Annotated in this window: 12 protein-coding genes; 3 read left to right on the forward strand and 9 right to left on the reverse strand. The window is 55.2% G+C overall.

The annotated features are described in order from the left end of the window. Positions 1-5: 5 nt before the first annotated feature. The 3 genes from ACI7RC_RS05370 to rpsU all read right to left on the reverse strand — a co-directional run bounded on the left by ACI7RC_RS05370 (position 6) and on the right by rpsU (position 2,151). A complete protein-coding gene (locus ACI7RC_RS05370; RefSeq protein ID WP_408107197.1) occupies positions 6-1,343 on the reverse strand; it encodes an NfeD family protein in 1,338 nt (445 codons plus the stop codon). A gap of 168 nt (positions 1,344-1,511) precedes the next feature. Then, the gene (locus ACI7RC_RS05375; RefSeq protein ID WP_408107198.1) at positions 1,512-1,958 is read right to left on the reverse strand and encodes a GatB/YqeY domain-containing protein; all 447 of its coding nucleotides are present in this window, start codon (positions 1,956-1,958) and stop codon (positions 1,512-1,514) included. Positions 1,959-1,977: 19 nt separating this feature from the next. Then, positions 1,978-2,151, reverse strand: coding sequence for a 30S ribosomal protein S21 (gene rpsU / locus ACI7RC_RS05380; protein ID WP_408107199.1), 174 nt, complete (start codon positions 2,149-2,151; stop codon positions 1,978-1,980). Positions 2,152-2,381: 230 nt separating this feature from the next. Between rpsU and ACI7RC_RS05385 the strand changes: the two genes are divergently transcribed. Next, entirely contained in the window at positions 2,382-3,758 is a 1,377-nt protein-coding gene (locus tag ACI7RC_RS05385) for a UDP-N-acetylmuramoyl-tripeptide--D-alanyl-D-alanine ligase (RefSeq protein ID WP_408107200.1), read from the forward strand. Positions 3,759-4,121: 363 nt separating this feature from the next. Here the strand turns inward: ACI7RC_RS05385 and ACI7RC_RS05390 are convergent, their stop codons facing one another. The 3 genes from ACI7RC_RS05390 to ACI7RC_RS05400 all read right to left on the reverse strand — a co-directional run bounded on the left by ACI7RC_RS05390 (position 4,122) and on the right by ACI7RC_RS05400 (position 7,793). Further along, on the reverse strand, positions 4,122-4,727 hold the full coding sequence (locus ACI7RC_RS05390) for an undecaprenyl-diphosphatase (protein WP_408107201.1): 606 nt from the start codon (positions 4,725-4,727) through the stop codon (positions 4,122-4,124). 398 nt (positions 4,728-5,125) lie between these two features. Further along, complete coding sequence (gene glpK / locus ACI7RC_RS05395; protein ID WP_408107258.1) at positions 5,126-6,616, reverse strand: glycerol kinase GlpK; 1,491 nt, start codon at positions 6,614-6,616, stop codon at positions 5,126-5,128. 52 nt (positions 6,617-6,668) lie between these two features. Then, positions 6,669-7,793, reverse strand: coding sequence for a D-alanine--D-alanine ligase (locus ACI7RC_RS05400; RefSeq protein WP_408107202.1), 1,125 nt, complete (start codon positions 7,791-7,793; stop codon positions 6,669-6,671). 211 nt (positions 7,794-8,004) lie between these two features. Here ACI7RC_RS05400 and ACI7RC_RS05405 point away from each other — a divergent pair, with 211 nt between their 5' ends. After that, complete coding sequence (locus ACI7RC_RS05405; protein ID WP_408107203.1) at positions 8,005-8,496, forward strand: hypothetical protein; 492 nt, start codon at positions 8,005-8,007, stop codon at positions 8,494-8,496. Positions 8,497-8,541: 45 nt separating this feature from the next. Here ACI7RC_RS05405 and ACI7RC_RS05410 read toward each other — a convergent pair whose 3' ends face one another. From ACI7RC_RS05410 to ACI7RC_RS05420, 3 genes are all read right to left on the reverse strand, one after another. Beyond that, entirely contained in the window at positions 8,542-9,903 is a 1,362-nt protein-coding gene (locus ACI7RC_RS05410; RefSeq protein WP_408107204.1) for an aspartate aminotransferase family protein, read from the reverse strand. A gap of 156 nt (positions 9,904-10,059) precedes the next feature. Continuing rightward, entirely contained in the window at positions 10,060-11,400 is a 1,341-nt protein-coding gene (locus ACI7RC_RS05415) for an MATE family efflux transporter (RefSeq protein WP_408107259.1), read from the reverse strand. A gap of 328 nt (positions 11,401-11,728) precedes the next feature. Next, a complete protein-coding gene (locus ACI7RC_RS05420; RefSeq protein WP_408107205.1) occupies positions 11,729-13,024 on the reverse strand; it encodes a class I SAM-dependent rRNA methyltransferase in 1,296 nt (431 codons plus the stop codon). 91 nt (positions 13,025-13,115) lie between these two features. Here ACI7RC_RS05420 and ACI7RC_RS05425 point away from each other — a divergent pair, with 91 nt between their 5' ends. Further along, positions 13,116-14,063, forward strand: coding sequence for a Na/Pi cotransporter family protein (locus tag ACI7RC_RS05425; RefSeq protein ID WP_408107206.1), 948 nt, complete (start codon positions 13,116-13,118; stop codon positions 14,061-14,063). Positions 14,064-14,112: the final 49 nt, after the last annotated feature.

The raw sequence follows: 14,112 nt of genomic DNA on the forward strand, positions 1-14,112 counted from the left end.
CTCCTTTACTCTTTTTCCGCAACAACGATGCGGGCACCCTCTACTTGGACGACGACGAGCGGCGTCCCCGCAGCGATGAAGCCGCCGGCGCTGACCGCATCGACGCGTTTGCCTGCGATTTTGACGATTCCCGCGGGGCGCAGCGGGGTGACGGCAACGCCTTCTTCCCCGATCAGTTCGCTCTGGTCCTTGGGAGCGACATAACCTTGTTCGTTGCGCTGTTCATCCTTCAAGACAAACTTGCTCCACACTCCTCTCACCCCCAAAAACTTCGCCAAGATCACGCTGACAATCAAGGCGATCAAAGCGGCGATGACCAGCGATGTCAGACCCTGGGCCGTATCGTAGGCGGCCAGCACCAAACCGCTGCACATACTGATAAATCCCAGCGTGCCGACAATTCCGCCCGGCAAGAAGATCTCCAGCACCACTAAAATGGCGCCGAGCACAAACAGGGCGATATCCATCCAGCTCGCGAATCCGGCGACGAAATGGCCGAAGAAGTACAAAATAAAGGCCAAAACACCAATCGTACCGGCGATGCCAAAGCCGGGGACGATCAATTCAATTGCGATCCCGAGGAGACCGATAAGCAAGAGGAGGCTCATGACGACCGGGTCGGTGACAAAGCGGGCTACTTTTTCACTCATCGACGGCTCGATTGTCTGTACTTGGCTCTCATTTACCCCCAAGTAGCGGTACAACTCCGCCTGATTCGCGACAATCTGATCGGCATAGCCTACATTTTTCGCTTTTTCCGCCCCCAGCGACAGGACAGTTCCCCGTTTTTTCAACCCGGTGATTTCCGAGTCTACTTCCACCATCGCTCGAGCGATTGCAGGATCGCGCCCGCGAAGCTTGGCTGCCGTCTCCATCTGTTCTGACCATGCGGAGATGAATTTGAGCTGGGCCGCATTGCCTCTCTGATCGATCGGCGTCGCCGCCCCGATGCTGCTGCCCGGAGTCATAACGATCTCATCTGCATTCAGCGCAATGTACGTACCGGCGGAAAACGCCTGGCTGCTGATGTAAGCCACGACGTGCATCGGGGCCTCCCGAACGAGCTGGCCGATATCCAAAGCAGCGCCAACCTCTCCCCCCGGCGTATTGATGTCCAGGACGACGAGATCCGCCCCCTCTGCATTTGCCTCCGTGAAAGCTCGCTGTAAAAAGCTTTCCAGCCCTCTTTCAATCCCCTGCTGCACCGGGATCAGAAACGGTTTGCGGTATTCCGTTTTTGCTTCGGCCACACTGCCGCCGGCCACAGAAAGCAAACCAATAGAAATCAGGAGGAAGGTACACAGAAGCTGAAAAGGCAGGAATCTTTTACCAGTAGTATACAAAAATCTCTTCCCTCCCTTCACTGGGGATACAGCGCTTCTTAGCCTACTATGGTATACGAACGAAGAGAGGTATTGTTTCACAAATCTGGATGGTAATCTCCTAAAGATACAAGCGGGGAAACGTGGAATTCGTAAAAGAACCCAGTCGCTTCAGACTGGGTTCTCGTTTTATGAAGGCAACTCTTCACTTACAATCTTTTGAACGAGGGTACCATCGGCTTTTCCCTTCACCTTTGGCATAATCGCCCCCATCACTTTCCCCATCTCTTTCTTGGAGGCTGCGCCTACCTGGGAGATGGTTTCACGAACGATTTGACGAATCTCGTCTTCGCTCATCTGGACCGGCAGATAAGAAGTCAATATCTCCATTTCCTCTCTCGTCTTGCCGGCTAAATCTTCGCGTCCTGCTTTTTCAAACTCATGGAGGGAATCACGGCGTTGTTTTAACTCACGGCCTAAGATAGTCAGCACGTCGTCTTCGGACAACTGACTGCCTTTGGAAATCTCTTCGTTTTTGATAGCGGCTTTTACCATGCGGATAACGGAGAGTTTTACAGTAGCTTTGTCCTTCATCGCTTGCTTTAGATCTTGGTCGAGACGCTCCATTACACTCATGCTAAGCCCTCCTCAGCTCCTAGTATTTACGCTTGCGAGCAGCCTCTGATTTCTTCTTCCGAGCTACACTGGGCTTCTCGAAGTGGCGGCGTTTACGGAGCTCAGCCATCACACCGGCTTTAGCACTCTCTCGCTTGAAACGTCGAAGCGCACTTTCTAGGGATTCGTTTTTTCGAACACGAATTTCTGCCATCTGTCTTCCCTCCCTCCGCTTGAAACAGTGGGACAACTGTTCGAGCACAGACTGTCACACTACATTATAGGGTAGCTGACTACCTCTGGTCAACCTTCTCAAGCGGCAAGTGGGCATATATAATGAAATTTTTTTATCTAAAGCTGGAATTTCGCCTTGCAGTCGGCTACTGTAGGTGATAGCATCAGGTCACTGATACATCTATACTGATCAAAAAGGGGAAGACGGCAATGCATCCTATCAGTTTTCAACAAGTCGCCCGAATGGCGGAAGGGTTGCTGCTGCAGGGAGATCCGGCACAGACGATCTGTTCCGTTCACTTCGACAGCCGTTCACTCACGGAAGGCAGCCTGTTCGTCGCCGTTCAAGGCGGCAACCGCGACGGCCACGACTTTCTGCTGCAGGCGGCCGAGCAAGGCGCGAGCGGTGCCCTGATCACCGACGAAAGCAAAATCCCGGCTGGGCTTCCCGCCTCGTTTGGGCTGATTTTGGTCAATGACAGCCTGCGCGGGTTCCAAAAGTTATCAGGCAGCTATCGCAGGCAATTCACTTTCCCGTTTATCGCCGTCACCGGCAGCAACGGCAAGACTACGACAAAGGACATCATTGCCCACGTTCTCAGTCAGCAGCTCGCCACTTATAAAACCTACAAAAACTATAATAACCACTTGGGAGTGCCTTATTCACTGCTTCAGCTTGAGAGGGAGCTGGAGGTGGCTGTTTTGGAGCTCGGCATGAACCACGCCGGCGAAATCGACCTGCTGGCCTCGCTGGTCAAACCCCAAATCAGCGTCATCACCAATATCAGCGATGCCCATATCGAGCATTTCGGGACGAAGGAAAAAATCGCCCTGGCAAAAGCCGAGCTGCTTTCCCATACCGATCCTGACGGCATGGTGCTGCTCAACGGCGACAACGAGTACCTGCGGAAGATCAGCCACCTCTACGACGGAAAGCTGCTGTTTTATTCCGTAGAAGGACCTGCCGACATCTGGGCGGACGAGATTGAGCCGACCGAATCAGGTACCCGCTTTACCGTCCATTTCCGCACGGGGGAACACTTTCCCGTCTTTTTGTCGCTGCATGGGAGACACAACGTCTCCAACGCGCTCGCGGCGATCGCGATCGGACGGCACTTTGGGCTCGCCCCAGAGACAATCTGCGAAGCGCTGAAGAGCGTCAGCATCTCCGGGATGCGCTTCGAAGTATCGCCTACCGCTGCGGGCGGGGTGCTGATCAACGACGCTTACAACGCCAGCCCTACTTCGATGAAGGCATCGATCGAAACCTTCGCCGGTCTCTTTCCCGAGCGAAAGCGAATTCTGGTATTGGGCGACATGTTCGAGCTGGGTGAAGACAGCCTGAAAATGCACAGCGAAGTAGGCCAATTCATCGACAAATACAAGGCGGACTTCCACCTGCTCATCGCCATCGGCGAGGCAAGCCGCTTTCTCTGCGAGGCTTACACTGGCGAAAAACGCCATTTTCCGACCAAAGAAGACGCGCTTGACAGCATCAAGGCGTTAAACCAGCCAGGCAACGCCATCCTGCTCAAAGCATCCCGCGGCATGAAATTTGAGACGCTGGTCGAGGCATTGAAGGGATAGAAGGGCGTACAGTAGTTGCACTGGTATGAGTGCGAAAGCCCCGACGTTTTTCCCTAACGAACAAAAGCTCGAGAGACTTAAGAAAAATGGAGCGAGCGAAGGCCTTGGCAACGCCTACCCAGCCGGAACTCCAAAAAGCGGCACACGCTTTTCGACCAAATTCTACATTGAGATGCTCACAGTCCTTTTTGGTCGACGTGCCGCTTTTTGAAGTGAAGGCGGCCAGTCCCGCTTCCCAGTTGGCGTGCCACGAACGGAGCGAGCCCATTTTTCTTACGTCTCCATCCCCAATGTTCTCAAACCAAAAAAGAACGCAGGGCTCTTACCCCCTACGTTTTTCTTGTGCATCCGATATGACCTCGTTCAGCTGCGTCCTGACCCAATCGTTCTCGATTTTCTTCTTCCAAATAGGCTTCGCATAATCTTGTCGTAGATAGCAATGATCAGATCGGCAATCGGTGCCAGAAGCCTTTCGCCCGCCAGAAACAACATCCCGATGACGCCCGCAACGACGAGGGAACCAAGCACGTCTCCCGGATAGTGATGCCCCACGTAGACGCGGGAGAGCCCCGTCAGCACGGCCAATACCAGCATGCTGACCCCCCAGTTGCCAGTCAGGCGCTTGCGCAGCAAAATGCCGATCGCCAGGGCAAATGCTCCGGTGGAGTGGTCGCTCGGGAACGATGCATCTTCAGCGTGAGGATACAACAGATTGACAGGGTGGCTGACAAATGGACGCGGCTCAAAGTAAATGTGGCCGATCATATTATTCACGATCAAAGCCGCTATCCCGGTAAATCCCGCATACAGGACGGCACGCTTCACCTGCTTGCTGCCGCCGAGCCACAACACGACAAGACAGATGGCAAACAGCAGCAAAGCGTATTTACTGATGAAGACCATCGCGGAATCCAGCCAGGAAAAATGGCCAGACCAGCCATGGATGAGTTGAAACACTTCGTAGTTCATCGGTCAGCTCCCCTCATTTTCGTGCTTGCCCCAAACATTATAGTGCTTAATCGGGAAACTTTCCACGTTTTTTCCCTTCATTGTCTCATATTTTCAAAAAGGCGGGCGGAATCATCCGCGCCAAAAAGCTCGAGATGGAAGAAAAAAATGGAGCGAGCGGAGGCCTTGGTACGCCTCCCCAGTCGGAACGGAAAAAAAGCGGCACACGCTTGTCGACCAAATTCTACGTTGAACTGCTTCCAGTCCTTTTTGGTCGACGTGCCGCTTTTTGGAGTGTAGACGGACAGTTCAGCTTCCCCGTTGGCGTGCCACGAACAGAGCGAGCCCATTTTTTTCTTCCCTAACCACAATGTTCGCACAAACAAAGGACCTTCAGGGGTTTTTTCCTGACGTTTTTCTTACTTATATCCCATGGTCGCTGCGACGGCCTTCTTCCATCCCGCATACAGTCGATCCCGTCTCGACTTCTCCATGCCGGGGGAAAACGTTCGCTCGATCACCTTGCTGGTGACGATCTCTTCCTTATCCGACCAAAATCCCACGGCCAGTCCAGCCAGGAAGGCGGCCCCCAGCGCGGTCGTCTCGTTGACCAGCGGCCGCTCCACCGTAGTCCCCAAGATATCGGCCTGAAACTGCATTAAAAAGTCGTTCGCGACAGCCCCGCCGTCTACAGCCAGCTTTTGCAGCGTGATGCCCGCATCGGCTTCCATCGCCTCCAGGACATCCCGCGTCTGGTAGGCAAGCGATTCCAGGGCAGCCCGGATCAAGTGATCCTGGGTTGTACCCCGGGTCAAGCCAAAAATCGCTCCTCTCGCTTCCATGTCCCAGTACGGCGCGCCCAGGCCGACGAAGGCGGGGACGAGGTAGACCCCCTCTGTATCCTCGAGGGCCGCAGCGTGTTTTTCCGAGTCGGGCGCCGATTGAATCAGCTTCAAGCCATCCCGCAGCCACTGAATTGCCGCACCTGCGACAAAGATACTTCCCTCCAAGGCGTACTCTACTTTGCCGCCGCTTCCCCAGGCTATGGTCGTCAGCAAGCCGTTTTTTGAGACGACAGCCTGCTCGCCCGTGTTCATCAGCATGAAGCAGCCGGTGCCGTATGTATTCTTGGCCATGCCCGGGTGAAAACAGGCCTGCCCGAACAACGCTGCTTGCTGATCGCCGGCAATCCCGGCAATGGGAATTTTTGCACCCGCCACCTCTGATGATGTGTAACCGTATACTTCGCTGGACGGGCGTACTTCTGGCAGCATGGCTGACGGCACAGACAGCAGATCCAACAGCTCCTGGTCCCACTCAAGGCGGTGGATGTTGAACAGCATTGTCCGCGAGGCATTGGAGTAATCCGTCACGTGTACCGCTCCCCCCGTCAGCTTCCAGACCAGCCAGCTGTCGATGGTTCCGAACAAAAGGTCGCCTCTCTCCGCCTTTTCCCTGGCCCCCTCCACATGATCCAAAATCCACTTTACCTTCGTTCCGGAAAAGTAGGCGTCAATCACGAGGCCCGTCTTCGAGCGAATCGCCTCTTCCAGATGCTGATCCTTCAGCTGGTTGCATATCTCCGCTGTCTGCCTGCTCTGCCAGACGATCGCGTGATAAACCGGCCTCCCTGTATGCCGGTCCCAGACGACAGTGGTTTCGCGCTGGTTAGTCAGACCGATCGCGGCGATCTGCTGTGGAGAAATCCCATTTTCTTCCAGAACAGTCCGAAACACTTCCCATTGCGTCTGCCAAATCTCTTCAGCGTCGTGCTCGACCCAGCCCGGCTGCGGGTAGATCTGGCGAAACTCCTTCTGAGCCACACCGGCAATACCGCCCGCCTTGTCAAACAAGATCGCCCGTGAACTTGTCGTCCCCTGGTCAAGTGAAAGGATGTACTGCTTGCCTATGCTGATCCTCCCCCTTCTATTTCTCTCTATCAGGTTGTACGTGCAGCCTGTCCTAGTCTAGCTCTTCTGCCGCTACCGTATTTCGCTGTTTATCCGCGTGCCGCGAAAGCGCCAACTGCACCAGACGGTCGATCAACTCGCCGTACGGAATATCTGTTGCGTCGAACAGCAGCGGGTACATGCTGAACGGCGTGAAGCCAGGCATCGTGTTGATTTCATTGATGTACACCTGGTCCGCTTGATCGTCCCAGAAAAAGTCGACCCGCGACAAACCGGAAGCGTCGATCGCCCGGTAGGCCCGCGTCGCCAGTTCCTCGATCTGCCTGGAAACGTGCGGTGGAACGTCGGCGGGAATCTGCAGCTCCGTGCCCGCCCCTTTGTACTTGGCTTCGTAATCGTAAAAATCCTTGGCGGCGATCACCTCTCCGACCACTGAGGTGATCAGCTGTTCGTTGCCGAGAACGCCAATTTCCAGCTCGCGCGCTTTGACGAAGGCCTCTACGACCAGACGCCGGTCGAATTTGGCCGCGACCTGCAGGGCTTCCATCAGCTCACGGCGATCCTTGGCCTTGGAAATCCCGACGCTGGACCCCATGTTGGCCGGCTTCACAAAACAGGGGTAGCCCAATTGCTGCTCGATCTGGGCGACGACGCTGTCCGGCTCCGACTCCAGCCGGGAGCGCAGCAGGCCGATGTACGCGGCCTGGGGCAGCCCCTCCTTCGCGAAGACTGTCTTCATCATCCATTTGTCCATGCCGACCGCAGAGGCCATCACGCCCGATCCTACGTACGGGAGGTCTGCCAGCTCCAACAATCCCTGAATCGTGCCGTCTTCCCCGTTGGGACCGTGGACGACGGGAAATACCACATCCACCTCTTTGCCGACGGCGAGGACAGGCAGGCTCTTTTCCGACGCTGCAGGAAGAGTGTCCTCCCTTTTTCCCTGCCCGCCGGCTTCCGTCCGATTTTGCAGCCGCAGCGATTCCACGGAAGGCGGCAGCTGATCCTTGATCGGTGCCCCTTTTATCCAATTGCCATCCAGCTGAACGTAAATCGGGGTTACCTCGTACTTCTCCGGATCGACCGCCTTCATAATCGAGAGGGCGGTCCTTAGCGAAACTTCATGTTCTGATGATTTGCCCCCGTAAATAATCCCGAGTCGTATCTTGCCTGCCATGACTCTAAAAACTCCCTTCTCCCCGCTGACTGATATGCACTTTCTTTTCCATCCTATTCAAAACCGTTCGTCTCTGCGCCCATCGGGAAGCAGGCACTTATACACGTAGCAAGAATACTAGATGACCCCGCGAATGACAAGAGCCGGATGAAGCACCCGGGATAAAAATGCTTCATACGATATAAGACAGACTTTGATGGAGGGATGCATCATGCGGGACTACTTGGTGTTCTGCACCTACTGCTCTTCCTACACGCTGCTGCATTCGTTTGACAAAGGGTCAAACCAGTTCCTCGGGGAATACTCGCTGCTGTACAACGATTATACGAAAAATAGCGCAGTACTGAACAAATTCCTGCTCGCCCACCTCGGCCATACGCTGCGCACAATCCCTTCCCAGACGGATGAATACATGAATATCATCTGTACAGCGAGCCGTTTTTTAGAAGACGACATCGACAAGTACGTCGAGGAAAGCAGGGAACAGCGTCAGCTCGCCGAACTGGACCGGCAGCACGAGCGAACGGTTGGCAAGGTGCAGCTCCACATAGCCGAGCACCTGCTGCAGACCGAATTGGACGTCCTCTCGAAGGTAAAAGGGAACACACCGGCCGAAAGACAAGTGCTGTTGGGGAAAGAATTAGGCGTCAAGAAAGCCTTGGAAGTCATCCGCGGCGTACTCGCCGACAAGCAGTTTGCGTGAATCATCTCCTTGCACCAGCGGCAAGGGATGGCCCGCACGTTGGTCTTATACGGTCTTAAGTCCGGCAAAGGCCGAACGAAGGATCGCCAGGGCATGATCGACTTCCTCCCGCCGAATGACCAACGGGGGAGACAGCTGCAGTACATTCCCCTGGGATACCTTAAAGCTGAGTCCCTGCTCCAGGCAGTGGTACATCACTCTTTCCGCTTCCTCACAAGCAGGCTCCTTGGAGATCCGATCCTTTACCAGCTCTACTCCGAACAATAGGCCAATCCCCCTGATATCGCCGATGAACGGAACCTCTTCCATGAGCCCGTAAAGCTGTGCACGGATGTAAGGACTCAATTCTTCCACGCGGGTCAGCAGGTTTTCCAGCTCCAGCACCTCCAGCATGGCCAGCGCTGCCGCGGCCCCTACGGGGGATTTTTCGTGTGTGTAGTGCCCCAGGGAGATGTGCTGCGCCAGATTGAGCTCCTCCTTGGCAATCAGGGCGGCGATGGGAAATACGCCCCCGCCCAGACCCTTTCCCACTACCACCATGTCCGGGACGATGTCGTAGTGCTCGAACGCAAACATTTTTCCCGTCCTGCCAAAGGCAATTGCAGTTTCATCCAAAATCAACAGGGCTCCGCAGCGGTCGCAAATCTCCCTCACTGCTTGCAAGTATCCCTTCGACGGGATCTGGACATCCGTATTTCTCACCGTTTCGATGATGACAGCCCCGATCTCGCCGTCCTTTTCCATGACGTATTCCAGGTGTTTGGCAAAGATGATATCGTCCCTGACACTCTCACCGAACATGCCGCGATACGTGTTTACCGGAGGGACGTGTATCACCCCGGGCAAAAGCGGCCCCATCCCCCTGCGAAACACGGCCTCTCCGCCGACGGAAATGGCATCCAAAGACGCGCCGTGAAAGGAATCCCACATGGAAGCCACCTTGTATTTGCCCGTGGCGATCCGGGCAAGCTTGAGAGCCATGCCTACCGCCGATGTCGCACCGGGAGCCAACAGGACCCTATTTAACGTGCCCGGGGCAAGTTCCGCAAGCCTTTTGGCCAGTTCAATCGCCTTCTGGTTGGTGTAGCGCCGGGTGGAAAAAGAGAGCTGATCCAACTGTTCCTTAACCGCCGCGATGACGTGAGGATGGCTGAATCCGACTTGATGAACATTGTTTCCGTGAAAGTCCATCACTTTTCTGCCCTGGTTGTCTGTCAGGTAAATCCCTTCGCATTTGGTAATGACATTCAAACAAGGAGTAGACATCGACTGATGCAGAAAGTACTGCTCATCCTCTGCCAAAATCTCCTGGGTCTCCTCGTTTACGTGCTGGTCCTGCCACCTTTTTCGCACCGGTGACAGATTGATGTCTCCTTCGGTTTTGAGGTGGTCTGACTGCATTTTCATAAATCACCACTCCAGTTTTACTATTTAGAATTATCAGAACAATAATAGCTGTACCTGCGCCTATTATCAAGCTGTGATTCACGGTTTAATCTCCGCTGCGGCCTATTTCCTGCAAAATCAGACAGCCCCTGGCTCGGCAGGGGCTGTCGCGTGTGACTACGATGTCTTTTGCGGTTTGTCGAACAATCGGCCGTGTTCCTTGTTTTTCCAAAACAGTCTGTAATAAACATACTGCATCAACAGAGAGAAGCTAAATGAGATCGGATAAGCAAACCAAATTCCCTCGATGCCAATTCGCCGGGACAGCAAATACGCAGCTGGCACCTCTACTCCCCAGATGGAAAAGATGGTGAAAATCGTCGGCCACAAGACAGTTCCGCTCGAGCGCATCATGCCTGAGATGATCATGCTGTTGCCGAACAGCAGGTAGGCCCACAGCGTAATGTAGAGCAGAGTCTTTGCCATGGCGGCTGTTGACGGTTCCGTCAAAAACCAGGAAAGCACGTGTTCGCTGAACAAGTAGACGATGCCGATCAGGATCGCACCGATCACGTAATTGAGAATCACCGTGCTTTTGATCAGCTCGTCCAAGCGTTCCTGCTTCCCCGCTCCGATCAGTTGAGCGCCGAAGATGCCTGCAGCAATCCCGAGACTCATCGCCGGCATCTGCACGTAGTTGACGATTTGATTGACCGCGCCGTAAGCGGCGGTCGCGTGGGCGCCGTACGCGTTGACGAAGACGATGACGGCGATTTCGGCCATCGAGACGAAGATCATCTGGACGCTGGTAGGCAGTCCGATCTTGACGAGCAGGGAGACGATTTGCCGATCGAGACGCAGCTTTTTCACGGTCTCCCGGTCCAGCCCCAGGGGATGCCGGATCCACCATAAGTAGCCGACCAGGGCGAGAAAAGTCACCAGCGTAGCCAGGACAGTGGCCAGCGCCGCTCCATTTAAACCGAGACTGGGCACCCCGAGCCATCCCAAAACGAATACCAGGCTGAGCGCGATGGTCAGCGCAGTGCTGATCACGAGGAAGTAAAACGGGGTTTTCGAATCCCCGGTCCCGCGTAAAAACGTGGTGTAATTGGTGTAGATAAACATGATCGGCAGCCCTGTGAAGATGATCCGTGCGTAGCCGATGGAACTGTCGATGATCGCCGGAGGCGTTCCGATCAGCAGCAGCAGTTCGCGGCAAAACAGGTTGCCGACAGCGGCTACAAGCAGTCCCAGCAATAGCGTAAAGGTGAGCGAGGTCCCGACCGTCGCCTTCATCCGCTCCGTCTGTCCGCTGCTGTATGCCTGCCCGATCAAGACCGAGCTGGCGCTGCCCAGCCCAATGACAAAAGAAACGAGAAAAAACGTCACGGGAAACACCGCGCTCGCCGATGCCAGCGCCCCTTCCCCGACAGCGCGTCCCAGCAGCACCGAACTGATCGTCCCGCCGATCGACTGCAGGGTGTTGCTCAGCATCAGCGGGATCAAAAAGACGAGCATCGACCTCCAGATCGGGAGGGCAAAGTTGATCGCCCCTCTCCCTCTTCCTCTTTCTGCGGCACTTGGCTTGTGAGGCTCGCTCGCTTTCACAGCCGCCCCCGCGGTTACTGCAAGCGGAGAGACTGCCAGTTCCTCTGCCGCTTCCGCCTCTTTGTGCTGATTCTTTTGTGGTCGCGAATCCGCTCCGCCAGTTTTCTGTGATTCGTCAATCGAATGCAACAGCCGCACCTCCTAATACCGAACAAGCTCTTTGGTATTATGCCCATGCTTGGCCGCGATGTGCATGTGACTGATGCTTTAACTCCTCGACAATCCACGGAGGACAGGGCTACTTTCTGTCCCTCACCTCGAAAATAGCAAACTTCAGGTAATGCCCCTCCTCGGCGCCGCTTATTTCCGGATGATCCTTGCCGGCGCCGCGCCACTCCACCAGCCTCAGGATCTTTTTGGCATCAAAGGCTGCCGATTGGATGGTCTCCAAAAACAGCTCGGGCGACATGTGGTAGGAGCAGGACGCCGTCACGAGAAAGCCGCCCTCCCTGACCAGTTTCATCCCGTGCAGGTTGATGTCTTTGTAGCCCCGACAGGCCCCCTTGACGGCAGAGCGCGACTTGGCAAAAGCCGGCGGGTCGAGAATGACGACGTCCCAGAGTTTGCCGGCCTCTGCGTTCTCCCGCAAATAGTCAAAGGCGTTGGCTACGACGAACTCGACCCGGTGCAAAAACCCGTTCAGCGTAATATTCCGCTTGGCGGTGGCAATCGCATGTTCGGAAATGTCCAGCGCCGTCACCTTTTTTGCCCCGTGTTTGCAGGCGTTTAGCGTGAAAGAGCCGGTATGGGTAAAGCACTCCAGCACCTCGGCTCCGTCCCAGAAGGGATTCTTCACGATCTTGCCCCGACTGTCTACCGGTTTTACCGCCGGCCCTTCGTCCGTCTCCACTTGCTGCAGGGTAATTCCATGGGCCGCTCCCCAGCCCTGCATCAACGGGGCGATCGCAGCCCGGTTTTCCCGCTGGTCGTAAAAAAATCCGGTCTTTTGTCCGTTTACGATATCTACTACGTACGTCAGACCGTTTTCCTCGATCGTCACTTCCTCCGGACATTCCCCGTACAGCACTTCCTTGGTCTGGGCCAGCCCTTCCAATTCCCGGACGGGCACATCGTTGCGCAGGTAGATGCCCTGCGGCGCAAACACTTCGACCAAAGCCTGCTTGATCAGGTCTCGCCGGCACTCCATCCCGAGCGAAAGGATCTGCGCCACGAGAATGTCGTTGTACCGGTCCACGATCAAGCCCGGCAGGAAGTCGGCCTCGCCGTAGATCAGCCGGCATGCCCGCGGATTGTCCACAAACCGCTGGCGGTACTCTCCCGCCTGTTTCAGCCGGCGGACAAAGAACGAGAGATCGATTTCCTCGTCCGGATTGTAGGACAAGACTCGGACGATCATTTGCGAACGGGGATTGATGTACCCTTTGGCCAAAAAGTGTCCTTGATGGTTGACGACCTCCACGATGTCGCCCGGTTGATACTCCCCTTTTATTTCCAGCACCTCTGATTGGTAAATCCAGGGGTGCCCTGCTTCCAATCGCTTCTTTCGCTGTTTTTGCAAATAGACTGTGGCCATTTGGCTGTCTTGCCTCCTCGTTGTCAGTGTCATGCTTGTCTTCGTACAGGCATAGCGTAGTAGTATCTGACGGAAATAAGGGGGGGTGAACATGTTCATTGCTTCCAAGATTCTTATTCCGTTTGTGCTTGGGCTTGGTTACTTCTTGCTTGGTCTGTATGCGATGCGCGTCGGTTTTCATCGCTTGGCCGGAGAAAAAATGGAGAAAGTGATGCAGCGCTTTACCAAAACGCCGATCCACAGCTTTTTCTCCGGCCTGTTCTCTACCTTTGTCCTGCAAAGCTCCGGCGCTGTCACGGTCCTGACGATCGGCATGACACAGGCCGGGATCATCGGCTTTGCGCAGACGGTCGGGATCATTTTGGGCACCAATGTCGGAGCGACTGTTACAACCCAGCTGATCGCCTTGTCACTGGGGGACTTCGCTGTCCCGATGCTGTTGATCGGCGTCGCTCTCTGGCTGCAGCCAAAGCCTGTGCTGCGCTGCACCGGGTTGATCATAGCCGGTTTTGGACTCATTTTTATGGGGATTGACACGATGAAAATCATGGCAAAACCATTGGAACAGTCGGAAACCTTTCGCGTGATGTTTCTGGAGAGCCGCCATTCGATCTTGATCGGGCTCGTCACCGGGATGGTCTTTACCGCACTCATTCACAGCGGATCGGCCACGACCGCGATTACGATGGGGCTGATGACCCATCAGATCCTGTCGATGGAAACGGCGCTGGCGATCGTGCTGGGGGCCAACATCGGCACTTGCGCCACAGCGCTGGTGGCCAGCATCGGCACCAACACTGCTTCCAAACAGGTAGCCTGGTGCCACACCTTGTTCAATCTTGCCGGCGCGCTGGCGTTCCTACCCTTCCTCTCTAGTCTTGCCTATGTATCGGGAATGTTGACATCGGATCCGGCCACGCAGATCGCCCATTCCCAGACGATCTTCAACCTGGTTTGCTCGCTTGCCGCCCTGCCGTTCGCCTCCAAGATTGCAGCGGGTATCGAGTGGCTGATACCCGATCGGGCCAAACGGGCCTGAAGCAAGCTCATAAATACTGCAGAGGGGTAAATTTTATTTTTTCGGCAAA

It is taken from the genome of Brevibacillus sp. B_LB10_24 (assembly GCF_046036945.1).
GTDB lineage: Bacteria > Bacillota > Bacilli > Brevibacillales > Brevibacillaceae > Brevibacillus_C.